Below are 24871 nucleotides of genomic sequence, written 5' to 3'. Positions count from 1 at the left end.
TAACTGGGCGCTTAAAGAGAGCTTATGGGTTACTAAGGTCTGACGGATATCAGGTCTTAGTGATTAATCTTTGGCCCCATCTAATGGCATGAGAGGACATTAATCCGCATATTTGCTGCGTCCCACGGTCGAAACCTGAATTATGCGGCCTACTTCTCGTTGGCTGGACACACAATTTTTTGTGGTGATTTTATTCAGTCAGATAGTCTTTTGTACCATGGGTCTGTACGTCTGCTCCTCGCTCAAAGCTGCCTGTGCTCCACCACAGCTCAGAGGTACAAAAAACCACCTTAACGTACAATAATTTTCGATATCCAAACTGACCCCTATATGAATATCGGCTTGAGCGAAGCTCGCCTGTAGTGCTTGCGCGATATCGCTATAGGGGGGTTGATTAGTAAAAGAGAGCGTAAAGGTGGTTCCGGGTTTTATCCCGGCCTTACTCAGGATCTGTTTCGCTTTCGCCACATCCAAGCTAAAAGGGGTTTTCTCTAATGCCCCATCAAACCCTATCGGCAAGAAGGATTGATGGACCTGATACTGTCCTTTCAGTAATTGTTGTGACAGAGAGCCATAATTGACTAACCAGCGAGCGGCTTGCCATAACGCTGGATTGCCTAAAGCCGGTTGTTGGCTATCCTGAGTATTGAAGGCAAGATAATAAATTAGGCTGGAGGGGAAGCTGGCCACCTTAACTCCCGCGGTATGGCGTAGCGCCGCAAACTGATCGGCACCTAATCCGTAGGCGATATCGGCATCCCCTTGCGTCAGTAATAACCGGCGAGCGCTGGCGTCTGGCACCCCTTTTAATAACACATGCGCTATTTTTGGCTGGATAGCGCTATGCGGATTTTTTTCTAACAGTAAAGCTTGCTGCGGAACATAGCGTTGAATACTGTAGGCAGCACTTCCTGCGGAATGATTTTTAAGCCAGTTATTCCCGTAATCACCAGCTTGTTGGTGCTCACTTACTAACTTATGGTCAACAATCGAGGCGATGGGGGCAGACAGTAAACGCAGGGCAAGATCTTGGCCAATATCGCTTTGCCAGGTTATTTCGACGACTGTGTCACTGATCTTATGTAATGAGGCATCGATATTCTCTGGGGTCCACCCGAATTCCCCCAAAATAAACACCGGTGCTTTATTCAATTTTACGGCGCGGCTTAACGAGTAAATCACATCATCGGCAGTCAGTGGATTCCCGCTGGCAAAGGCTTGATGAGGTGTTAGGGTAAAGCGCAGACTATGCGGCCGACCAACTGGCCGCCGCCGCGGGCACTATTTGTTGCGGATGATTACGATCAGCACTGACTAAACCTTGATACAGATTGACCAAGCTACTGGTACTCACCGTTTCAAAACTCTCTGCCGGATCAAAACTGATGATGCCATCCAGTGGAATGGCGACCACTAAGCTATTTGCTGGCGTTGCCGCATAACTGGCGGAGGAAAAGAGGGTAGCAAAGAACAACGGAAGATAGGGTTTCACTCGTAAAGCCTCCTAATAACGATGCGTTATTAGGAGTATAGGGACGATCAACTGCGCTGAATATTCGTTTTAAATGATATCTAAAGTCGGTTTTTAACTAAGATGGGTAATGCGACCTGCCTGCATCGTCACCGATCTATCACACATATGGTCGATCACATCTGGGTCATGACTCACCAACACCATCGTCAGCTGCCGCTCGGCTTTTAATTGATTGAGTAAATTCAATATTTCCGCCTGTACTGACATATCCAGCGCGGAGGTTGGCTCATCAAGTAGCACTATTTTCGGTTCAAGAAGCAGTGCCCGCACAATAGCGACTCGTTGCCGTTGCCCGCCTGATAGCTGATGAGGATAGCGGTCAATCAGCGTACTGGCTAAGCCGACTTGCTGGAAGCCTTGGGCTATCCGGTCATCAATATTCTCGACGCCCAGCCGCTTTAAGGGTTCTGCAAGGGTACGACGTAAACGGTGACGAGGATGTAAAGAGGCATAAGGATCTTGGAATACCATTTGCACATCGCGGCGTAGCTGCCCGGTAAACGTCGAACCGGGTTGTACGTGAGTACCCGCTAACACCATATCTCCACTCCAGTGAGGATTAAGACCTGCCATCACCCAAAGTAGCGACGATTTTCCACAGCCGGAAGGCCCGACCAGCCCGAAACACTCGCCTGGTTCGACCCTGAGGCTGACATCTTGGACGACTTGCCGTAACTGATATCCCTGAGGATGCGAGACATTAAGGTTGTCTAACCTGATGGTACTCATGGGTATCCCTCCAACGCTGCGCGGTCGAGTGTGGGTAAGCGCTTACCTTTAGTCGCGAGGCTTGGCCGACATGCCCAAAGCGTTTGGGTATAAGGATGGGTTGCTTGCGGAAGGTCCTTGGCCGCTAAGCGGTCAAGAATTTTCCCTTGGTACATCACCATGACCCGTTGGCAGTGATCCGCCACCTGTTGTAAGTCATGACTAATCAGTAACAATCCCATATCGCGCTGTGCCACGAGGTCTTGTATCAACGACAGCACTTGATCACGCATCGCATGGTCTAAGGCCGACGTTGGCTCATCGGCAATCAGGAACTCGGGATCGGTGATCAAGGCGATAGCCAGCATAATGCGCTGTCCCATTCCACCAGAAAGCTGATTGGGATAGCGCTTAATCAGCTGATGCGGATTCGCCAAACCGACGGCCTCAAGCATCGCTAACACTTTCTCTTGGCGCTGACGGCGGGAGAGTTTACGGTGCAGAATTAACGGCTCTTCGACCTGCCAACCGATGGTTTTAGAAGGGTTTAGGGCATATTTCGGGTCTTGCATCACCATCGCGACTTTCCCCCCGCGCAGCGACTGCCATTGCGACGGTTTTAGATGACGTAAATCGTTTCCTGCAAGAGAGAGTTGCGAGGCGTTAAGGCTCAGCGAGGGAGCAAGCAGCCCCATTAGACTGCGGGCCGTCAGCGATTTTCCCGAACCGGATTCCCCCACTAACGCAACCCGCTCTTTGCCAATTTCAAACGAGATACCGTCGACTAAGGGACGGCCTTCGGGCAGGCCGATAGTGAGCCGATCAGCAATGATAAAAGGGGAGGTATTAGCTGTCATTGCGACTGTCCAAGCGGTCTCGTAGACCGTCACCGATGAAATTAAAGGTTAAGCTTGCCAGAAGAATCGCTCCGCCCGGTGCCGCCGCCACCCACCATTGGTCAAAAATCACTTTACCGCCTTCTGCCACCATCGACCCCCACTCAGCGGTCGGGGGCTGCACGCCCATTCCCAGAAAGCCTAAGCCTGCAGCAGAGAGAATAATGCCACCAAGACTTAAGGCCGCACGGACCACCGCGCTAGGTAAGCAAAGCGGTAGCAGATGGCCAAACATTAAGGGTAACCCCTTAATTCCCTGCATTTTTGCGGCCGCTAAGTAATCGCTACGTCTTAGTTGCTGTGTCTCTGCACGGGCTTGTCGCGCAAACGGCGGCCAGCTTGTCAGCGCCAAAGCCAGTGCACCATTCAAAATACTGGGTCCTAGCACCGCGACCATTGCCAGCGCGATCACTAAGCTTGGCAGAGCGAGAAAGATATCGGTGATACGCATTAAGATACGTTCGACCCAACCACCTAAATAGCCGGCAGCAATGCCTACTGTCATGCCAACGGGTACGGTCAGAAGGAGAATAAACACCACTAATAGGAGCGTAGGCCGTGTGCCATAAATCACGCGCGACAGTAAGTCGCGGCCAAAGCCATCGGTGCCAAACCAGTGATGACTATCGGGTGGCAGTAACCGGTCGGCCATCACTTGGGCATTGGGATCGTAAGGCGATACCCAAGGGGCAAACAGCGCCATGGCGATAAGTAACCCCAACAGGCTATAGCCGATGATCAGTAACCATCGGCGCTTATCACGTCGGACCGCGCGAAGCGGTAAGGAAGTCTCGGTCATCGTGTTCTCGGATCGGTAAGCCAAACTAACGCATCGGTTAGGGCATTGATGATAATAAAGCAACTTCCTATGACTAAGGTTGCTCCCAAGATGGCAGGCATATCTGATGCAAATAACGCGTTGGTCAGATAGCGGCCCAATCCAGGCCAAGCGAACACGCTCTCAGTTAATACTGCACCTTCCAGTAAGGAAACATAGGAGAGCATGACGACGGTAATCAGGGTTCCGCGGGTATTCGGCAGCAAATGATGCCAGACAATTCGCCAGCGGCTGGCCCCTTTGGCCCTTGCGAGGGTGACGTACTCTTTGCTGTTTTCTTCTAGTAACGCTGCGCGAAGCAGTCGTGTGATCGAGGCCATCGACAGTAAACCTAGGATGACTACCGGTAACCATAGATGCTGCAACGCATTGATAAACATCTGACGATCACCGGATAACCAACTGTCGATAATGACCAGACCGGTTTTCGGTTCTAACGTGTAAATGTAGAGATCGTCGAGCTGCCCCGGCCCTGCTGACCAATGCAGCCCGGCATAGAACAGTAATAATCCAAGTAAACCGATCCAAAAGACGGGAACAGAATAGCCTAATAAGGAGATAACCCGAGTAATATGGTCAATCCAACTTTTAGGGTGCCAGACTGAGACCAGTGCCAGACCGATACCGCAGGTAGCGCCGAGGATTAGGGCGCAGGTCGCCAGCTCAAAGGTTGCCGGAAAGGTGCGTAACAGATCGTCGGCTACGGGTTGGCCTGTGCTTTGCGATACACCGAGGTGGCCTTGGGCGAGTTGCTGTAGGTAATGCCAGAACTGAACAGGTAGCGAGTGATCAAGCCCAAGTTGGTGGCGAACCTGCGCATAAGTGGAGGCTGTGGCGTGATCGCCCACCAGTTGTAAAACTGGATCGACTGGCGAGAGGTGGGAGAGAGTAAAGGTAAACGCTAACAAACCGAGCAGGGTAATCACCAATGAAAAAAGATTACCCGCCAGGCGCTGTACAAGCCGCCTGACCGGCATGCTGCGACCAGAGGAGGACGCAGACACTGCCATTATTTTGTTACCTGGCTGTAATAGACCATGTCAGGGTTCATCCCTTGCTGATACCCTTTAAGGTTACTGCGCAGGGCGATCAGCTGGTGGGCTTGCAAGCCAATGACATAAGGCGAGCTTTTCTGAACTTGGCGTTGTAATTTCTCATACAGTGCCGCTCGCTGAGCGTTATCTGTTAAGGCTACCGCTTTATGTGTTTCGGCGGTCAGCTCAGGGATATGCCAGCCAGCGCGGTAGGCCAGTGTGCTACTGCCATCTTCTGGGTTAGTGGCAAAGGCAGCGGCATTGGTATTGGGATCGAAATAGTCGGGTCCCCATGAGGTTACGGTCGCATCAAACTGATGGCTCGCCATCTTAGCGGTGACCTCACTGCTTAGGCTTGGCACTAACTCAATTTTTACCCCACCTTTTGCAAAGCTGGCTTGCAGCGCTTGCGCGATATCTAAATAAGGCGGTTGGTTATTGACCACGATCTTGAAGGAGATAGTGGAGAGGCCAGCTTTCGCTAAAATTGCTTTCGCTTTCTCCGGGTTATAACTGTAAGGGGTATCGTTAAGGGCACCTAAATAGCCACTGGGCAGGAACGATTGGTGAATAGAGAATTGGCCTTTTAATAAGCCATTGGCAATTCCATCGTAATCAAACAGATAGCGCGATGCTTCCCAGAAGGCCGGGTTGTTAAGCGTTGCGGAAGATTTCGTATTAAACAGCAGGTAGTAAAGCGAGGCGATAGGCACGGAGACTGGCGTGACGCCTGGCTTATGTTGTAATGCACTGAATTGGTCGCTGCCTAAGTTACGTGCAATGTCCGCATCCCCTTGCTCAACTAAGAGACGGCGCGTTGCCGCTTCAGGAACATTTTTAATTAATAGCGTGCTGAGTTTGGGCGCCCCAGCGGGTGAGCGTGGGTTAGCGGTCATCAGTAGCACTTCATGAGGAACGTAGCGACGGATTTGATAAGGACCGCTGCCCGCGGAATGACTGGATAGCCACTGATGCCCGAAGTCGTTATTAACTTGATGACTTAACGCTTCTTTCTCATCGACGATAGAGGCCACCGGTGCAGAAAGCAGGCTCAGCACAAAGGCTGGGCTGACCGCGGCATCCCAATGCAGCGTGACCTGATTGGCACTGGTTTTTGTCAGTTGGCTATCGATATTTTTTGCATTCCAGCCAAGTTGCGTCAGAACGAATGAAGGTTCTAAATTCAACTTAATCACACGTGATAATGAGAAGATGACATCTTCAGGACGGATCGGATTGCCGCTGGCGAAAGTCGCCCCGTCGCGTAACGTGAAGGTTAAACTCCGATTATCGCTCCCCGCTTGCCAATGTGTGGCCAGTGTGGGGCGTAAATCGACAGGGTGAGAAGGATCCGATTGCAGCAGGCGTTGGTATAAGTTGGTAAAGGCTTGGACGGTAGAGGTTTCGAAACCCTGTGCCGGGTCAAAACTGATCGCATCATCAAGCGATTGCGCGACCACTAAGGTATTGGGTGGCGTAGCACTGTGTGCCGAGAGCGCGGTAAGCGATGCGGTGAATAAGAGACTTATCAACGTTTTCTTCATTTTTGTTCCTTGCTAAACAGGGCGTTTGCCGGGCTGATCGAGTCCAAACTTTCACAGTGGCGCGTCTTATTATTCTTTATTGTTATATCTACTCGATTCTTTATCACTTAAGTAATTTATAAGATTTTTTTACGTTCTGCTAGCCAGCGCCACGATTAATTCTTCGCGGCTGATGCTGCGACGATCGATAGGGATTAATGAATGGGATTGATAACGTTATTCGCCATTTCCCCTCTAGTCTGTGTTCACTATTGTTGCCATTATCAACGGTATGGCGGCTGGTGATTTTGCTAAAAGCTTTCAACTCGTGATACCAGAATATCGAGGGGCTGGCGGTGATTGTAATTGTTAAAAAACGCGAGCTGGCTCAGCCGAGCGTGTCGCCGTAATGCTCTACAGTACGTTCTTTTCCCCGCTCACGACAGCAAATCATACCCATCAAACTAAAACTAAGTAACCACTCACTTACTGGGAGACAACAATGTTTGCAACGATGATGCACGGTGCGGGCGACGTCCGTTACGAAGAGGTCGCAGACCCGATAATCGTCGCGCCAACAGATGCCATTATTCACACTACACGACTAACGAGGTCTTCTTATGTCAGACGTTATTGTTGTCATCGGGAGTGGATCTATTGCTCAAGCTATCGCACGCCGCGTCAGTGTGGGCAAAAAAATCCTGCTCGCCGATATCGCTATTGAAACGACTCAAAGGGTCGAAGAGACCCTGAAAAAAGCGGGCTTTGAGGTCAGCACGACCCATGTGGATGTCTCCTCCCGTGAGTCTATCGACGCTTTAGTGGCCACCGCGACGGCGCTGGGCGAGGTAAAAGGTGTTATTCATACGGCGGGATTATCACCGTCTCAATCCGCTGCGCAAAATTTATTACGGGTCGATCTCTACGGTACAGCGGTGGTATTTGAAGCCTTCGGTAAAGTCATCGCGCCGGGTGGATCGGGGGTAGTGATTGGCTCTCAATCGAGCCATCGCTTAGCCGTCGATGCCCTCTCCCAAAAAAACGCGGATGATCTAGCGCTGCTACTGCCCGAGGAACTGCTCGAGCTGCCGTGGATCAAAGAAATTGATGACAGTCTCTATGCGTACCAAATCTCGAAAAGGGGCAATGCGCTACGTGTCGTCTCTGAGGCCGTTAAGTGGGGTAAACGCGGTGCGCGGATCAACTGTATCAGCGCCGGGGTTGTTTACCCCCCATTAGCCTATGACGAATTAACCAGTGCCGAACGCGGAGAGTATTACCGCACTATGCTGGGTAACTCTCCAGCTGGTCGCGGCGGGACGCCGGACGAGATTGGCGATCTCGCCGAATTTCTGTTTGGCCCTAAGGGAACTTATATCAGCGGTAGCGATATTCTGATTGATGGCGGGGTCACTGCCTCAACGAAGTATCCTTAATTGTTCGCCTCGGTTATTAAGCCGTAAGCTGGTTGGCCGATAAGTGTGAATAAACCCCATACCGGACTTAGCTTAGGGTTAAGGATAAACGGGTATGGGGCATATTTCTCTTGTCGAACAATATGCCTTAAGTAGGATACCCCCCTATAAATACCTCGCTTACCTTCGGCGCCGTTAAAATTTATCTTTAGCATTTTCAGTATTCTTTTTAAGGGGACAGATTGTTCAGTTATCACATAGATAACGGCTATCAATGGTGAAATCCTTTATAAACAATCTAGTAAGTACCAGCCTACCAATAAAAAACGTCAATTCGAAATGATTAAAACAAAATAACAATGCCGCTCTTGAGTCATCACGAAATTTCAGTAAAATTCTTCGAGTAAAGTGAAAGAGAGGAACCCACGCTGTATGGCTTTAATCCCTGAAGAAACTATAGACCGTCTATATGGTGAAGTATCAGTAGCTCTACTTGATAAGAAAGAGAAGATTACACTCGACTCTTTGCTACACGCATTCCAAGATAAGTTCTCGAAAGAGACCTGTCGTGAAGAAGCCTCAGCATTGAAAGCAATCCTTTCATCACTTCACCAGATACAAAATTCGCATAGCGAAGAGATCACTCTTAGCGAGATCTACGCTAAGAAGGGTCAAGGCCTAGCGGGCTAATAAAGTGATTTAGTGGCTTTTTTGGGTTACCGTTTGGATAGCTAACCGGTAGTAGATCAGCTCCTCAGCGTCGGTGGCTGCTAAACTCATCGTATGTATTTGCGCGACGATATCCTCTTTGCCCATCGTCAAATCGTTCTCAACCATCAACCATCAACCATCAACCATCAACCATCAACCATCAAGCGGATTGTTCGCCCAATGATCCTTAAGGGAATGTTTAAGTCTATATCCTTGATGTTGATACCCTCCAGCGATAAAGATGCCACGCAGTTAGCAGCCTAACATATAAAATCTTTAATTGTTGGTAAGTATCAAGAAATATTAAACGATGAGTCGGTACCTAACGTACAGTCGTTGGACTACTCTGTATCGACATAGGGCTCTATAGCGTAGGTTGAAGGTTCAGAAAGATGAGGAGCCTTCTTTAAAAGCTCAGGCGTGTAATATCCACACTCCCATTTACCCTGTTCAGAATAATAGGTGCGGTGAGTAAAACCCGTTTTTAGATAGGGCCAAATTAAGGCGATGCTAACACTATAAATAATGATATTGTCGCTATAGTAATGAACTTCTTCACATTTCCATCCTATCACGCACCGTGATTCGTTATAAAATGAACCTTAGTGAGAGATAAATACGCCTCTTCTATAAAAGAACTCTGATCCTTTACTCATGCTGGCTATCTTTAGTCTTATCCTCATTTAATCGGCTATAAATATTCTTAAAATAAATAAGCGTTTAACTATTTTTAAAGTGGTTTATATAATATCAATATAAGTAGAGTGGTAGTAGAAATTGTGTTAATTTTTTCAGTCAAAAACTAAAGGGAGTTAATTTCACTTAAAAAATGAAACGCTAGGAGTAAAATACCCACTTAATCTTTTATTAAAAACCATATAAATAACACTCAAATAAATTTAAAATTTTTATGAGTTAGTATCCAACCCTATTTCTAATTAGTGTTAAATTAACGACATTGATCACATAATATGGCTTGTTCTTTTATAGGATAGTGACTATAACTATTAAATTGATGCTGAGGTTTTTATTTGAAAAATCTTATCATGGCTTAATTAAGACTAAGTGTAGTTATCATGCTTTATGTAAACAGTGAGATCTAAGAAAATAGAAAATGGAAAAACTTGACCCAACCAGATTAAGCTCAGAAGCACTCAATGTTTTAGAGATCATTGAAGCATCAAACTTTCCCCCATTCGAATCTTTAAGCTTGGACGACATGCGTAAAGTCCATGCACAAATGTCGGAGAAACTAGGGGGCGAAATATTACCTGTCGATCATGTTGAAGAGGTAACGATAGAAGATAATGGCAAGGGTGGTAAAATTCACTTACGCCTATATTCGCCGAATAATATTTCTTCTGACGGCGCGATAATTTATATACATGGTGGCGGATGGTGTGTGGGAAGTATTTACACGCACGATAAAATTTGCAGAAGATTAGCTTCCACCAGTAACCTGAAAGTGATCTCGGTAGCCTATCGATTAGCACCAGAATTTCCTGCACCGAATGGTCCTCTAGATGTATTATCGGCTGTTGAATGGATTGTAGATAATCCTGATAGGCTGGGGATAAATAAGGATAAGCTAGCCATTGTAGAAGATAGCGCCGGCGGTAGCCTCGCTGCAGTCACAACCCAGCAATTGAAGGATAAGGTTAAGTTTAAAGCACAAGTGCTTTTTTATCCAAGTACCGATCTCTCACTTGATGCTGGTAATTATTCGTCAAGACATCGTAACGCTGCTTATCCGCCCTTAACGATTGGAGCATGTAATTATATGCTTAATTTTTTTGTCGGTAATCACGATAGAAATGATACGTTGTTGTCCCCTCTAAAGGCGAAAGACTTTACAGGGCTCCCTCCTGCGCTGATCTTTACAGGTGAATGTGATGTTCTTTTAGATGAAGGATATTTTTATACTGAAAAATTAAAAAAGTCGAATGTCGAAGTTGAATATATTGAAGAGAAAGGGATGATACACGGCTTTACTGAGATGGCAGGGGCGCTATCAGTATCGAGGGAAGCATTTATTCAAGCGGGTGAATTTATTAACAAGAAATTTCGTTAAGATGACATTATGAATTTTATCGTGTTTTATTTTATTACTTATAGCGAATATCACTATTTCGATAATATCATTTAAGAGTCTATTTTCAATAGTGATTGAAGACCTTGTTTACAGTAGCCGCTATACAGCCCCCCATCGTGAGTGGGATGAGGTGCTGCTAAGCTCTTAGATTATTGTTATCGAGGCAAAAACATTAACCTATAGCGCCCAAATGGTCTTCAGTCGTCGGCTGCTGTTTAGGGACAAGGAATAATGTTGCTATCACATCAAGCAAATAGAGAATAGCCAGTAAGCTAATGGCGAGCATAAAGGAGCCATGGCTAGCGATTAATCCCATCACCAGAGGGCCAAAGCCACCCACCGCTCGACCAAGGTTAAACAGGATATTTTGAGCCATCGCACGGATTTCCGTGGGATAGGTATCTGAAATCAAGGCTCCATAGCCACCGACCATACCATTAACAAACATTCCCATCACCGCGCCGGCAATCAGCATACCTGTTGGGTCTTGTAGCTGTGCATAGAGGATCACCATCGCCAGTGCACCCAATTGATAAAGGATAAAGATTTTCCAGCGGGCGTAACGGTCTGCTAAGAAACCAAATAGACCAATGCCAAGCATCATGCCTACTACGGTAACCGCGGTCCAAAGTCCTGATTTTGTCAGTGAAAAACCGAATTGCTGAGAAAGGTAAGTGGGCATCCAGATCATCAATCCGTAATAACCAAAGTTTTGTACGGAACAGAGGATAACTATCCCGATACTGGCTTTCGTTGTTATACGGTCGAGACAAAGCATCGCCAGGCTTTTTCCCAGTCCAATTCGCGGTTTCTGTGTTTGAGCTTGGCGATAAGCGGTGGGTTCTTCCAGCCCGTGGCGCAGGAAAAAGGAGAATAATGCAGGGAGCAAGCCAATTAAAAAAATGCCTCGCCACCCGACGACGGTAAGTAAGAGAGGGGCAATGATTGCGGCGAGCAGCACGCCGAGTTGCCATCCCATACCGACCCACGCCGAGGCTCGGTTACGTTGCTGCGCTGGCCATGTCTCGGCGATAAGTGCCATCCCAATACCAAATTCTCCGCCTAAGCCCACACCGGCTAAAGTACGGTAAGTGAGCAAATCCCAATAGCCTTGGGAAAAAGCGCAGAGGCCGGTAAAAACGGCAAACATTAAAATGGTCATGGTCAACATCTTGACGCGGCCATACCGATCACTGAGAAACCCAAACAGTATTCCGCCAATAACCGCCCCAATTAGGGTCCAAGTCACTAAGGCGCCGCTCTGTGCGGAATTAAGAGAGAGACTGCTACTGATCGCAGGTAATATAAATCCTAGAATTAACAGGTCAAACCCATCCATTGCGTAACCACTGACTGCAGCAATCATCGCCTTAAAGGGAGTGAGTTTTTTTTGATTAGGCATGGATATTTCTTCTTTAGATAAACAGATTTTATTTTCTCGTTAAAAAAGTCGAAAGGCCACGTATTTATCGGTAATCAATAATTTCGGGTAACGCTGAAGGGAATGACATCGCGGAACAAAGCGATTTTGAATTCAGCGTGTACGACGATAAATCAGCAGGACAAGTAATAAGGTAAAGCTGGCTGCACTGATAAGTAAATGCCAAAACCCATGGGGATCGCTGGCGAAGGGCATACCCCCTACATTCATTCCAAAAAGGCCGGTAATAATATTAATCGGAAGTGCCATGACCGTAACGACAGTTAACCAATACAAGGTACGATTATTTTGCTCTACGGCTTGTGCGCTCGCTTCCTCTTGTAGCAATCGAATTCGTTCCAATAAATTACTCATATCGTTAATACCTAAGCTAAATTCTTCTGTGAATTCGCGGAGTTCACGCACGCTATCGGCGGCCAACCAGTCGGGTGGACGGTTAAGGAGGCGAAAGAGTGCGGCAGGTTCGGGGACTAAAAGACTCTGAATCCTGAGTAATTTACGGCGAATATGGCTCAGTACGGTACGGTTGTGCCGTAAGGAGTGGTCGAATAAACGCTCCTCAATATCGAGGACGTGGCGGCTTGCTTCACGAATAATTTTCTCGACGTTATCCTCTTGATAAGCGAGTAACCACATCAATAAATGTTCGGGTTGGGATAGGGGCAGGTGGTGAAGTTCGGCGACCAATGTTTCGACCATCGTCACCGGAGCAAAGCGCGCAGTAATTATCATCGCTTCGCAGTACCACGCCCATAATGATGCATTGCGGCTAGAGGCCTCTGTTGGGGTGACGTCGTTCAGTACCGCAAACAGTGCATTATCTTGTAACGATAATCGTGTCAGAGGGGAGGTCGCCGCGATTTCTTTTAGAAAATCATCATCGGGTAAAAAGTGTTGGCGTAACCAGCGGCCGGCTGCGGCATGGTGTAAGTTGATATGTAACCAAATAAAGCCTTCTTTAGGCTGTTTCTGCTGAGGATGAAGGACTAATTGCTCGGCGGTCAGCCGCAAGGGTAACTGATTGGGTAGAAACAGATAGCCATGGATCACTCCGGAAACTTCGTTGGCATAATTGATAAAAGGGGAAAAATAAGTCACTCGCACGCGGGTAGGCTCTCAATATTCCGACTATCGCCCACGGTAGGCAGGTAACATGACACCCCGATGACAAGGCTGCGGCCATTGTCATAATCTCTTCACGTACACTTTCTATGATGCGGGCAATATCATTATTGAGAGACCGCCCATGAGTCAGAACTCTGTACCTTTATCTGCCCGACCTATTAGTCCTTCGCTAATCGAGGGTTCTAAGAACTACCGTACCTTGTGGATTGTTAGCGTACTCGCTATAGGTGGGTTGATTTTCGCTGGGATTAACCTGTTCCAAGATATCGCTCTATCGGGAGACCGCTTTACCAGTTTACTCTCATTTAGCTTACTAGGGCTTGCGCTGGTGATTGCGCTTGGTTTCGAGTTTGTAAATGGTTTCCACGATACAGCCAATGCCGTGGCGACGGTTATCTATACTCGGTCGATGTCACCCAATATCGCGGTAATTTGGTCTGGGCTGTGTAATTTTGCCGGCGTCTTACTGTCCAGCGGTATGGTTGCGTTCGGTATTATTTCTCTGCTACCCGTTGATTTAATCTTACAAGCCAGCTCAGGCCATGGTTTTGCGATGATTTTCGCACTGTTATGTTCGGCGATTATCTGGAACTTAGGCACATGGTACTTTGGCCTGCCATCTTCCTCGTCGCATACGATGATCGGTTCAATTATCGGGGTAGGTGTCGCCTATGCGATACAAGCCGGGCAGAATGGCTGGAGTGGCGTAAATTGGACGCAAGTCTCAAGTGTCTTTACGGCGTTACTCGTGTCGCCTGTGGTCGGCTTTCTGTTATCGGCTTTTATTCTCCTACTACTAAAACGCACGATGCGTAATCAGAAGCTTTTTGGTGCGCCCTCTGCGCAAGGCGCACCTCCTTTATGGATTCGCAGTCTACTAATCGCTACCTGTTCCGGCGTTTCTTTTGCGCATGGTGCCAACGATGGGCAAAAAGGGATGGGGCTTATTATGTTGATTCTGGTTGGCACAATGCCGATAGCTTATTCCTTGAATCGGTCTATGCCGATCAATGAGGTACCGCGAGTTGCCGCGCTGGCTCAGGTGACGGGACAGCAATTAATTCCTAAAAGCCCGCTAAGTTTAGCGCCGAGTTTGGCCAGAGATCAGTTAAAAAACTTTATTCAAACTCCTGCTGTTAGCCAGACACAGCAGGTGCTTCCAGCGTTGGGCACGGTACTCATGGAAATTAATCGGGAGCTGACACTGTATGGCACCATGGATAAAATTCCTGCGCATCTCGTCCCTAACGTAAGAAATGATATGTACCTCGCGGCAGAGGCGATAAGAGCCTTCAAAGCGGCCAACATCCCTTTACCGGAATCAGTCCAACCGAATCTTAATGCGATGAAAACGGAGCTCGATCATGCCACTCGTTTTATTCCAATGTGGGTAAAAATCGTCGTCGCCCTAGCCCTTGGCTTAGGCACAATGGTCGGGTGGAAGCGTATTGTGATAACGGTCGGTGAGCGTATAGGGAAAACACATCTTACCTATGCGCAAGGCGTCAGTGCTGAAACGGTCCCGATGGCGACGATTGGCGCGGCCGATCTTTTCGGATTACCGGTTTCAACGACACATGTGTTGTCATCGGGGGTCGCTGGGACAATGGTCGCGAATGGCGGTGGATTACAAACAACGATCCTTCGCAATATGGTGATGGCATGGGTGCTGACATTGCCCGCCTCAATATTACTTTCTGCACTGCTGTTTACGCTTTTTTCTCACTTTTAGGAGGCATTATGTCATTACATGATCATTTTGATACATCGATAAAATTTAATGCCCGATTACTGCAAGAATTCTACGACAGCTATGACGAAGAGCTGGAAATGGAGCTGGATGAGTTACGGTTAGAGAGCGAAAATCATCCTCAAAGTGATGAAGAAAAACAGTGGCGCCGCGAATATTTTCGCGAGTTATTACGGCTGCAAGGTGAATTAGTGAAATTGCAGGAGTGGGTACAGCGAACCGGCTATCGGTTGATCATCCTGTTTGAAGGAAGAGATGCGGCAGGCAAAGGCGGTGTGATTAAACGTATTACTCAACGCTTAAATCCCCGTGTATGTCGTGTGACTGTACTGCCGGCACCGAATGATAGAGAAAAAACGCAATGGTACTTTCAGCGGTATATTGCACATCTTCCGGCGGCCGGTGAAATGGTGCTATTTGACCGCAGTTGGTATAACCGTGCCGGGGTTGAGCGTGTGATGGGCTTCTGTTCCGCGAAAGAGCTTGAAGAGTTTTATCGTAGCGTCCCAGAGTTTGAAAAGATGCTAAGCCGGAGTGGGATAAAAATTATTAAGTATTGGTTTTCAATAACGGATCAAGAACAGGAAATTCGATTTCTTAGCCGTATCCACGATCCGCTAAAACAATGGAAACTTAGCCCAATGGACTTAGAAAGTCGGCGTTTATGGGAGGATTACACGCAGGCCAAAGAAGATATGCTAGAACGCACCCATTTTCCTGATGCCCCTTGGTGGGTCGTACAGGGTGTTGATAAAAAGAAAGCGCGATTGAACTGTATTCGCCATCTATTAACGCAAATTCCTTATGAAGCTGTCGAGCCTCCGAGCGTCACCTTGCCCGCTCGGGAGCATAAGCCTGATTATATCCGCACGCCAGTGCCTCCACATATGGTCGTTCCTGAACATTACTGATGGTGAAAAGAGGCATTCGATGATGAATGCCTCGTCATTACCTTAAGGCTTGAGCTCTCGTACAGGCGTTCTCAAAAATTCATCGGGTGATTCTGCCGTATCGGCATAATGATTCGGGTATCGATGTAACCACGGACGAGTGTGACCCTCGCTATGTACCTTGGGTTGAGCGAATGAAGCGAAAGAGACCAGTAAGAGTAGCAATGCCGAGTAAGACTGCTTTTTCATAATAAGACTCCAATTCGTTGAGCGGTACAGCTTACGGGAGCTTATCGTCAAACAGTGACTAGCAATTTAAAAGTAATCACTGTCGACGTAACCAAATACGAGAAGTGTTTCAGCGTGGGGGAAGAGGTAAGGCTTACTCGCCGGACTACTGCATTTTCGCCAAATCACGAAAGAAAATTTCAGCCCCTAACGCTTGTAAGCGTTTGATCTCATTCTTACTCTGATCAGAAACCCGATCTGAATGAAGGATCTGATCGATAACGGCGGATCGTACTGGAACCTCTCGATACCACTCACCGGTATAACAATTTTTCCATGCAATTTTATCGATATCATCGAGATGATAGGACGGGGTGATATGGAAAAAGAAAAAGCCGTTTAATAAGACAAAAATCGCCACACATATCCATACATCGAGACGACTAAAAATATCCGAATAGATCAGTAGCCCTAACGTCAGGATAAACATCCCGAGCATAATGGCGTAAAGGCCTTTTTTTTCGAACACAAAACGCGGATCGAAAATTAGCTTATCATCGCGTTTCTCCTCAAGATTAATCCGTGTGAGTTCGCGTTGTAAGATCTCTTGTACTGCGCTCATATCGTTCACCTTATACCTGGGTCTGCTTTAAATAGAGGGTATTTAACACATCGCGAAATTTCTTTAACGCGAGTTCTAATGCGGCAAGCGAGCTGTAACCGCTTAAACTAATCCGTAAAAAGCTCTCTTCGCTTTTTTCAAAACTAAACTCGTTGGAGGGGGTTGCAGAAATACCCGCCTGTTGCAGCAGGAAAGCAATCTCGTAGGCATTTTTCTTGCCCAGGCTAAACCAGACATGAAAGCCATCGTCAGAGATTTGATAGCGATCATCGGGGAATAAGCGACGAAATAACTTTACTCGTACCCGCGTCGTTTTCAGCGTTTCTTCTGCCGTGCGCTGGGCGACGCCAGACATCACCCACTTATTAACGATCTGATGAGTCAGGGGATTATCACTCACTTTTAACGCTGCCATTACCTGGCAAAGTTGATGTGTATCACCCTCTGACGGCCCATAGACCCACGCCATTCTCATCCCCGGCGCAAAACTTTTCGAAAGTCCCTGTAAATACCACGTATGACTTGGCAGGATCTGACTAAAGGTTGCTATCCCCTGACTGGCGAGGGCGCCGTAGGCATCATCTTCGATAATCGATAGGTGATAGCGCTTGGCGACTTCCGCTAACGCCAGCCGACGATTAATCGAAAGCGTAACGGTGGTGGGATTATTAATATTGGGGTTGATATACAGCGCGCTAATCTGGTTTTCTTCACACCGTCGCGCTAAGGCATCGGGAAGTGGGCCTTCTTCATCGCAAGGTATGGTGACATACGGGGTGGTGAGTAGCTGGACGATCGACTTTAATCCAGAATAGAAATACTGGGGGAGCGCAATCGTCCCTTTTTTCTGATGCAGAATAAATAGCGCCAACAATCCTTCATGAATCCCCGCGCAAGGTAAAATACGATTCACCGAGGGCTGCAGGATCTTTTTACCTAGCCATTCTAGGCCGGTTTGACGGATATCAAGATTATCGAGTGTCGAGTGATAGCGAAAAATAGTCCGAAAATCATAGTCATAGATTGAGGAGATCGCTTGCTGTTTTAATTCTAACGACAGCTCCTCAGAGTGCTCGCTAAGGGGCGAATTCATCGACGTTAAGTCGTGGCTGCTCTGTAGCGCTTCAACGATACCTCGGCGGCTAATAAAACTGCCTTTTCCGGGACGCGAGGTGATAACGCCTGCCAATTTACATTGATGGTAGGCTTTTTGAACGGTGGCATAATTAATTTGTCGTTGAGAAGACAACGCCCGTACAGAGGGAAGTTTATACCCAGAGGCAAGATGACCTTGTTCAACCTGGGAAATTAAAAAGCGTAAAATATAATCAGGTTGCTCACTCGGGCGAAGAAGCGCTAATTGGGATTTTAAAAGAGTGAACATATCTATAACCTCATTAAACTCATGAGGTAAATTTTAATTTTATCTATTTTTTTTCGCAAATATTAAAATTTAAACCTATATTTAATATACCATGATGTTGATTTATATAGATTTTAATTGAATTTTAAATTAACTTTAATTATTAAGTGAAATACTTTTTAACGTATTTAGTTTCTCACGAGTAGAGTTAATTAAAGGCTTGTTCTACAGTTATTGATATAAAATTGTAGAGAATTCTAGGGGTTATAATATGGATACTAATGTCGTGAGTCATGATGGATTTCTGGAAGAAATCATTGGCCAAACAGTACTTCAACTCCTTGCCCAACAGCAACCTATTACCCTGCCAAGTTTACTTTAAGCTATACACCACCTCGATGATGCTGAAAAAATCGATCAAGCGGAAGCGCTATGACGAACCGCCTTTACCATTCGCGCAGCGTAATAGAGCAATGCCTTTGGACGTGAGGCGGCTTCAAATCGATGGCTGCTCAACCTACCAATGACTCGGTTATGCAGGCTTTACCACCACCACGGTATAGCGACAGAGGGTCTCGGTAGCGTTGTGAAAAGTACACTCAGTCGGTTCCCCTAGCTCAAGGCAATCCCCTACGGACAATACCGTCGTGCGCTCGCCCTCAGTAAAGGTTAACTCTCCTTCACTCACCCAAATTAGCTGACGGCGGGCAGGATAAGATACCGTGGGTATCGTCACTGAACACTGTGCGGGTAATTCAATACTCACGATATCCACAGGGAGCTGCCAAGACGAGACTTGTCGACGTAAGTATCCCGTTTCAGGATCTGTCCACGTCGGCTGCTCGGCTAATTTAATTCGCGTACCGCTTCGTGTATCCGTTTCGGCGAGAAACTGAGACATCGACATATCAAAAGCGGCCGATAAACGGGCCAAAATAGTCGCGGTTGGGCTGCTTTCCGCCCGTTCGATTTTATGGATCATCGCGCGCGATACGCCTGAACGCTCGGCGAGATCACTTAACGACCAATGCTTTTTTTCTCTCTCTTCTCTGACCTTGCCTGCAATACGCTGAACAATTTCATCTTCTTTACTAGACATTTCATCTTTCATAGTGGATAAATAATATAGTGTTTAATTTGTCTACTTTAGTGAATATTGAACGAGGTGTCCACTATGCTAATCCGTCATGCTATTGCTAGCGATGCTGAAACTATCGCCGAGATCTACAACGATGCAGTCCTTAACACTACAGCAATTTGGAACGATAACACGGTAGATAGAGCGAATCGCCAAGAGTGGTTACAGGCTCGCCAGCAAGCTGGTTTTCCAATCTTAGTCGCCATCGATGAGCAAGGTAATGTCGCGGGTTACGCCACCTATGGGGATTGGCGACCTTGGGACGGTTATCGCCATACGGTCGAACACTCGGTTTACGTTCATCCGGCCATGCGGGGCAAGGGTATCGGTAAAAGCTTGATGCAATCTCTGATCCCCTTGGCGGTTGAACAGGGCAAACACATTATGGTTGCCGGTATCGAGTCGACGAATACGGCATCGATCAGCTTGCATAGCAAACTGGGGTTCGTTGAGGTTGGCACGCTTCGCGAGGTAGGCACAAAGTTTGGTCGTTGGCTAGATCTGACCTTTTTACAGCTTCGTTGTAGCGAAGCGTAAGAGAATAATTGTCGGCCAAGGAGGGTGGCGTAAATTAAGTGTACATTGATTATTACCGGTTAATACTGAAGAAAACCGGTTAATCGCCACTCTACCGTTCCTTATCAACGCATCCATCCACTGCATGGTAATCACTATTTTTGCCATGACTTAGTGTTCAATTACCTCTTTTTCTCCCCTCAATAATGCAACGGCTGATTTTACATTTTCCGCGCAGCCGTTTCCGTCTGCATTGTCTACCGCCTTCACTCTGTTCGTTTTTACTCCGCTTTTTTTACGCTCGTCACTCAGCATTGTGACGCGCCTCTGTTTATTAAATTTTTTTAATGTGTAAAACAGACTAAAAATACTAATCAAATGATTCTGATTTATATCTATTTGTTAGAAATATGTATCGGTTGTGTTGTCATATCTACCTTATCAGTTGGGTGGGGCAATACGTATCATCATTGGGTAACTTTCTTGAGTGAGTGATGTTGAGAACTCTTTTAATGGACTCTCTTTAGTCATCATCAGCTTACGGATGAGGAAGTTCTCGAGATAGGGTGAGCAAATGATAAAGTATAACTATAAGAAATTAATGATGATTTCCCTCCTGTGGTGGGGGGGTAATACGGCCTTAGCGATCGATTTCGATGCCGGTGATTATACGGCAATGCCGGCAGGTACCAATCTTGGGCTGCTTTACTACACCCACTCCCACAGTGGGAATTATATCTCACAAGGCCACTCAACGAAACATGACACAAAATTAAATCAAGATGTTTCAGTATTGCGTGTAATCCACTTCACCACGATAGGGGGATTCACCGTCGATCCGCAATTTTTGCTTCCTTTCGGTCATGTAAAGGGACGGCTAGGCGGGAATGATATGGGGAGCACTCAAGGGGTAGGGGATTTAATTCTGGCTTCTACGGTTTGGCTCTATAACGACCCTGCGACGCAAACCTATTTTGGGGTTACGCCTTTCCTCTATGCGCCGACAGGCCGTTATCGCCATGAAGGGAGCCTGAATATGGGGGAAAATCGCTGGAAGTACGCGTTACAAGCGGCGTTCAGTACCCCCGTCTACGATAAGCTGCTCCTCGATATAGGGCTAGATGCGACCAAATTCGGTGATAACAACGACTATGGTGTGCAGTCGAGCCGACTCTCACAAAATACCTTGTACCAAGGGCAGGTGCACTTACGTTACTTGATCACCCCCGCCCTCGACCTGCGTACCTCATACACCAAAGAGTGGGGCGGTAATTCCTCGGTTGACGGTGTCAGTCAGGGCAAACCCGCGGAAAACAAATACACCTTTGGTGCGGCCTATATGTTCCCTTCCCATACTCAACTGCTCGGGACTTGGGGACGCGACGCGAGTATTGAAAACGGATTTAAGTCGGAAAGCGTGATCAAACTCCGTTTGATGCAGATGTTTTAAAGGACGTGATACTGGAGCAATGCCTAATGAAAAATAATTATAAATTTAGCCTTGGAGCTATCCTGTTCTCGTTACTCTCCAGCATGACTCATCAGGGTTATGCACAAGATACGGGAGCGGCGATTATCAATGCAGATAAAACGCCACAGGACTGGCTCACTTATGGAAGAACTTACTCTGAGCAACGTTATTCACCGTTATCGCAAATTAACGATAAAAACGTTAAGCAGTTACAGATCGCATGGTACCAAGATTTTGATACCAACCGTGGTCAAGAAGGGACGCCTTTAGTCGTTGGAGGGGTGCTGTACGCGACGACTAACTGGAGTAAAGTCCGTGCTTATAAGGCGGATACGGGACAACTACTTTGGCAGTACGATCCCAAAGTGCCGGGGAATACTGCGGTAAAAGGTTGCTGCGACACGGTCAACCGTGGAGCGGCTTACTGGAACGGGAAGATTATTCTCGGCACCTTCGATGGACGTTTAGTGGCGCTGGATGCGAAAACCGGTAAGCCTGTCTGGGAAACCGACACCATTCCCCACGATGCACAGTTAGGGGAGGTGCGTAGCTATATTGTTGACGGTGCGCCGCGTGTGGCAAAAGGCGTGGTGATTATTGGCAATGCAGGCGCTGAATTTGGGGGGCGTGGCTTTGTCTCTGGATTCGATGCAGAAACGGGGAAATTAAAATGGCGCTTCTTCACGGTGCCCGCCCCTGATAATAAGCCTGATCATGCTATTTCTGATAAACCCCTCGCTGAATTAGCTTACAAAACCTGGGGACCGGGAAACTGGGTTAAATCCGGCGGTGGCGGAACGGTCTGGGATGCCATTACCTACGATCCGGTCACTGATTTAGTGTATATCGGTGTCGGCAATGGTTCACCTTGGAATTACCAACAGCGCTCAGGCGGTAAAGGTGACAACCTGTTCCTCGGCAGCATTCTCGCGCTGCGTCCTGAGACGGGCGAATATGTTTGGCATTTCCAAGAAACCCCGCAGGACCAATGGGACTTTACTTCGACACAGCAGATCATGACCGCGGATATTCTGGTGGACCGCAAGCCCCGTCATGTGATTATGCATGCCCCTAAAAATGGATTTTTCTATATTCTCGATGCCAAAACCGGACAATTTCTCTCGGCGAAAAATTACGTTGAGGTCAATTGGGCGAAGGGCGTCGATCCGAAAACCGGTCGACCAAACACTGTTCCCGATGCCCTTTACTCAGTCACCGGAAAACCTTGGTTTAGTTTGCCAGGCGATTTAGGCGGACATAACTGGCAGCCCATGGCGTATAGCCCAAAAACCGGGTATGTCTACCTTCCAGCCCAACAGATCCCCTTTAATTATGTACCGAGCCAAGATGCGAAGCTTAAACCGCAAGGTCTAAACCTCGGTCTGGATATGTCGAAAATCGGTGCCCCTGATGACGCTAAAGTGAAGACTCAGTTTGGTTCGTTACTGAAAGGATGGCTGATTGCATGGGACCCGGTTAAGCAGGCCCCCGCTTTTACGGTAAATCATCAAGGTCCTTGGAATGGTGGAGTACTGGCTACTGCCGGTAATTTAGTTTTCCAAGGCCTGACTAATGGTCTTTTTAATGCTTACGATGCGACGACCGGCCAACAACTTTGGCAAACCTCTTTACAAAGCGCAGTGATGGCTGCACCGATTACCTATTCCGTGGCAGGTAAGCAATATGTTGTGGTCGAAGTGGGCTGGGGCGGGATTTATCCTCTGCTGATGGGGGGTGTGGCAAGAACCGGAGGCTGGACCGTTAATAAGTCGCGTATTGTCGTCTTCTCCTTAGATGGGGATAAAACCCTACCACCGGTCAACACTAAGGGATTTCTACCGGTCAAGCCACCGGAAAAATTTGACCCTGAGCAGGCGAAAAATGGCTATGGCCACTACATGGACTATTGTGCCGCCTGTCATGGCGATAACGGCGAATCGGGCGGCGTATTACCGGATCTACGTTGGTCTGGTGCAATTCGAGATACCGATGCCTTCTATCGCGTTGTCGGTGACGGGGCCTTGACCGCTTACGGTATGGTGGGTTTTAAGAAAAATATGTCTGCGGCGCAAATTGAGTCGATTCGTCAATTTCTGATCCAGCGTGCGAACGCTACTTACCAAAGAGAAGTCGATGCACGAAAAAATCCGCAGCAGGTCCCTGGGCAGGTCATCATCGGCCCTAACTTTATGCCGGAGAAATAGCCATGAAAAATATTTCATTTCTCTGCGGGTTAGCATTATGGGTATCGAGTGTGGCGAGCTACGGGGCGCAGAGTGACCCACGTTTAATTAAGCAGGGCGAATATTTGGCCCGAGCGGGGGACTGCGTGGCCTGTCATACCGCGGTGGGGGGGAAACCTTTCACCGGCGGTTTGGCAATTAAATCGCCAATCGGGGTCATTTACTCGACGAATATTACGCCGGATCCCGCACAAGGGATTGGTGGCTATAGCCTCGAAGAGTTCGCGAATGCGTTGCGTCAGGGGATTCGTAAAGATGGTCGAACACTCTATCCTGCTATGCCTTACCCCAGTTATTCGCGTCTTAGCGATGACGATGTCAATGCATTGTATGCCTACTTTATGCAGGGCATAAAGGCCGACCCCACCGTCAATAAAGAGACCGAGATCCCTTGGCCGTTGTCGATGCGTTGGCCATTACGGATCTGGCGTGGACTTTTCGCACCGGAGGCCAAGCCCTTTAACGCTCAGGCTTACTCTGATCCTCAAGTGGCGCGAGGCAGCTACTTAGTGCAAGGCTTGGGACACTGCGGCTCTTGCCACACCCCCCGTGGAATGGCGATGCAAGAAAAAGCCTTAGATGAACAGCAAGGTGAGCACTGGTTAGCAGGCGGCACAGTGATTGATGGCTGGTCGGTGCCCAATCTTGGCGCGGATCGCTATAACGGCCTTGGAAATTGGTCAGAGGACGAGCTCGTGGCGTATTTAAAAACCGGCCGGACAGATCGGACCGCCTCTTTTGGACCGATGACAGACGTGATTAGTTGGAGTACCCAATACCTGACTGACGCCGACTTACAGGCGATCGCGAAATACCTGAAGACCCTCCCAGCCCGTCAACCTGAAGATAGGGTCGCGCAAACGCCGCCGTCCTCCCACCCAGCGGGAGAGGCTCTCTACGACGATAACTGCGCACTATGTCATGGCCGACAAGGAGAAGGGATCGCACGGATGTTCCCGCAGCTACGCGATAACGCCATCGTTACCGGGCCGCTACCGGATTCGTTGGTCAAAATCATCCGTGAGGGGGCGACGCTCCCCGCCGGCAACTGGGCACCGTCTACCGTCAGCATGCCAGGCTATGCCGATCGACTGAGTGCACAACAGACGGCTGATCTGATCAACTATTTACGCGGTGCTTGGGGGAACCATAGTTCAACCACGTTTACGGCACAGGATATCGAAAAAATTATTCGTGATGGCGGCAATGCCGGTGCGGGCAATACCGCAGGCTGGAGCATTATGCAGGCACAACCCTATGGCAAGCAGTGGACGTTTCAAATTGAAAGCCATCACGATGCACAAGATAACCCTAAGTAAAGGCAATACCTTCT

21 protein-coding genes and 1 pseudogene are annotated in these 24871 nt (G+C 47.8%); 9 read left to right on the top strand and 13 right to left on the bottom strand.

Translation table 11 applies throughout. The features are described from left to right. Positions 1 to 321: 321 nt before the first annotated feature. The 6 genes and pseudogenes from HGT71_RS09980 to HGT71_RS09955 all read right to left on the bottom strand — a co-directional run. Positions 322 to 1492: pseudogene (locus tag HGT71_RS09980) on the bottom strand (ABC transporter substrate-binding protein); the annotation flags it as partial. 93 nt (positions 1493 to 1585) lie between these two features. Continuing rightward, positions 1586 to 2263 carry an ABC transporter ATP-binding protein gene (locus HGT71_RS09975; protein WP_048912494.1) on the bottom strand — a complete coding sequence of 226 codons (678 nt, stop codon included), beginning with the start codon at positions 2261 to 2263 and terminating at the stop codon, positions 1586 to 1588. Beyond that, positions 2260 to 3099 (bottom strand): ABC transporter ATP-binding protein, encoded by an 840-nt coding sequence (locus tag HGT71_RS09970; protein WP_214217640.1) that lies wholly within the window; start codon positions 3097 to 3099, stop codon positions 2260 to 2262. Before HGT71_RS09970 ends, HGT71_RS09975 begins: the two co-directional genes overlap by 4 nt. Beyond that, complete coding sequence (locus tag HGT71_RS09965) at positions 3089 to 3937, bottom strand: ABC transporter permease (protein WP_214217639.1); 849 nt, start codon at positions 3935 to 3937, stop codon at positions 3089 to 3091. The genes HGT71_RS09970 and HGT71_RS09965 overlap by 11 nt, the downstream gene beginning before the upstream one ends. After that, a complete protein-coding gene (locus tag HGT71_RS09960; RefSeq protein ID WP_214217638.1) occupies positions 3934 to 4986 on the bottom strand; it encodes an ABC transporter permease in 1053 nt (350 codons plus the stop codon). Before HGT71_RS09960 ends, HGT71_RS09965 begins: the two co-directional genes overlap by 4 nt. Continuing rightward, the gene (locus HGT71_RS09955; protein ID WP_214217637.1) at positions 4986 to 6554 is read right to left on the bottom strand and encodes an ABC transporter substrate-binding protein; all 1569 of its coding nucleotides are present in this window, start codon (positions 6552 to 6554) and stop codon (positions 4986 to 4988) included. The genes HGT71_RS09960 and HGT71_RS09955 overlap by 1 nt, the downstream gene beginning before the upstream one ends. A 599-nt stretch (positions 6555 to 7153) precedes the next feature. Here HGT71_RS09955 and HGT71_RS09950 point away from each other — a divergent pair. Both HGT71_RS09950 and HGT71_RS09945 read left to right on the top strand, forming a co-directional pair. Next, positions 7154 to 7969: an SDR family oxidoreductase gene (locus HGT71_RS09950; protein ID WP_214217636.1), complete on the top strand. Its 816-nt coding sequence runs from the start codon at positions 7154 to 7156 to the stop codon at positions 7967 to 7969. Between the two features lie 411 nt (positions 7970 to 8380). Next, on the top strand, positions 8381 to 8638 hold the full coding sequence (locus HGT71_RS09945; RefSeq protein WP_214217635.1) for a hypothetical protein: 258 nt from the start codon (positions 8381 to 8383) through the stop codon (positions 8636 to 8638). A gap of 9 nt (positions 8639 to 8647) precedes the next feature. Here the strand turns inward: HGT71_RS09945 and HGT71_RS09940 are convergent, their stop codons facing one another. Beyond that, a complete protein-coding gene (locus HGT71_RS09940; protein WP_214217634.1) occupies positions 8648 to 8785 on the bottom strand; it encodes a hypothetical protein in 138 nt (45 codons plus the stop codon). A 988-nt stretch (positions 8786 to 9773) separates the two neighbouring features. On the opposite strand from HGT71_RS09940, the gene HGT71_RS09935 reads away from it, so the two are divergent. Beyond that, the gene (locus HGT71_RS09935) at positions 9774 to 10730 is read left to right on the top strand and encodes an alpha/beta hydrolase (RefSeq protein WP_214217633.1); all 957 of its coding nucleotides are present in this window, start codon (positions 9774 to 9776) and stop codon (positions 10728 to 10730) included. A 193-nt stretch (positions 10731 to 10923) separates the two neighbouring features. Here HGT71_RS09935 and HGT71_RS09930 read toward each other — a convergent pair whose 3' ends face one another. Further along, positions 10924 to 12153, bottom strand: coding sequence for an MFS transporter (locus HGT71_RS09930; RefSeq protein WP_244986479.1), 1230 nt, complete (start codon positions 12151 to 12153; stop codon positions 10924 to 10926). A gap of 132 nt (positions 12154 to 12285) precedes the next feature. Further along, positions 12286 to 13296 (bottom strand): CorA family divalent cation transporter, encoded by a 1011-nt coding sequence (locus HGT71_RS09925; RefSeq protein ID WP_214217632.1) that lies wholly within the window; start codon positions 13294 to 13296, stop codon positions 12286 to 12288. A gap of 142 nt (positions 13297 to 13438) precedes the next feature. Between HGT71_RS09925 and HGT71_RS09920 the strand changes: the two genes are divergently transcribed. Beyond that, entirely contained in the window at positions 13439 to 15049 is a 1611-nt protein-coding gene (locus HGT71_RS09920) for an inorganic phosphate transporter (protein ID WP_214217631.1), read from the top strand. A gap of 8 nt (positions 15050 to 15057) precedes the next feature. Beyond that, positions 15058 to 15978 carry a polyphosphate kinase 2 gene (ppk2, locus tag HGT71_RS09915; RefSeq protein WP_214217630.1) on the top strand — a complete coding sequence of 307 codons (921 nt, stop codon included), beginning with the start codon at positions 15058 to 15060 and terminating at the stop codon, positions 15976 to 15978. A gap of 42 nt (positions 15979 to 16020) precedes the next feature. Here the strand turns inward: ppk2 and HGT71_RS09910 are convergent, their stop codons facing one another. The 4 genes from HGT71_RS09910 to HGT71_RS09895 all read right to left on the bottom strand — a co-directional run bounded on the left by HGT71_RS09910 (position 16021) and on the right by HGT71_RS09895 (position 19281). After that, positions 16021 to 16206, bottom strand: a complete 186-nt coding sequence (locus HGT71_RS09910) for a hypothetical protein (RefSeq protein WP_214217629.1) — start codon at positions 16204 to 16206, stop codon at positions 16021 to 16023. Between the two features lie 145 nt (positions 16207 to 16351). Continuing rightward, positions 16352 to 16807: a YlaC family protein gene (locus tag HGT71_RS09905; protein ID WP_099825078.1), complete on the bottom strand. Its 456-nt coding sequence runs from the start codon at positions 16805 to 16807 to the stop codon at positions 16352 to 16354. A 10-nt stretch (positions 16808 to 16817) separates the two neighbouring features. Further along, a complete protein-coding gene (locus tag HGT71_RS09900) occupies positions 16818 to 18191 on the bottom strand; it encodes an aminotransferase-like domain-containing protein (protein WP_214217628.1) in 1374 nt (457 codons plus the stop codon). A 511-nt stretch (positions 18192 to 18702) separates the two neighbouring features. Beyond that, entirely contained in the window at positions 18703 to 19281 is a 579-nt protein-coding gene (locus HGT71_RS09895; protein WP_214217627.1) for an XRE family transcriptional regulator, read from the bottom strand. Between the two features lie 63 nt (positions 19282 to 19344). Here HGT71_RS09895 and HGT71_RS09890 point away from each other — a divergent pair, with 63 nt between their 5' ends. The 4 genes from HGT71_RS09890 to HGT71_RS09875 all read left to right on the top strand — a co-directional run bounded on the left by HGT71_RS09890 (position 19345) and on the right by HGT71_RS09875 (position 24857). Then, positions 19345 to 19845 carry a GNAT family N-acetyltransferase gene (locus HGT71_RS09890; protein ID WP_214217626.1) on the top strand — a complete coding sequence of 167 codons (501 nt, stop codon included), beginning with the start codon at positions 19345 to 19347 and terminating at the stop codon, positions 19843 to 19845. A gap of 580 nt (positions 19846 to 20425) precedes the next feature. Then, positions 20426 to 21274 (top strand): transporter, encoded by an 849-nt coding sequence (locus HGT71_RS09885; RefSeq protein WP_214217625.1) that lies wholly within the window; start codon positions 20426 to 20428, stop codon positions 21272 to 21274. Positions 21275 to 21300: 26 nt separating this feature from the next. Beyond that, positions 21301 to 23499, top strand: coding sequence for a PQQ-dependent dehydrogenase, methanol/ethanol family (locus HGT71_RS09880; RefSeq protein ID WP_214217624.1), 2199 nt, complete (start codon positions 21301 to 21303; stop codon positions 23497 to 23499). A 2-nt stretch (positions 23500 to 23501) separates the two neighbouring features. After that, positions 23502 to 24857, top strand: a complete 1356-nt coding sequence (locus HGT71_RS09875; protein ID WP_214217623.1) for a cytochrome c — start codon at positions 23502 to 23504, stop codon at positions 24855 to 24857. Positions 24858 to 24871: the final 14 nt, after the last annotated feature.

It is taken from the genome of Rosenbergiella epipactidis (genome assembly GCF_018494055.1).
GTDB classification, from domain to species: Bacteria; Pseudomonadota; Gammaproteobacteria; order Enterobacterales; family Enterobacteriaceae; genus Rosenbergiella; species Rosenbergiella epipactidis.
Note: the sequence above shows the minus strand (reverse complement) of the source record. Positions and strands in the feature narration are given on the sequence as shown.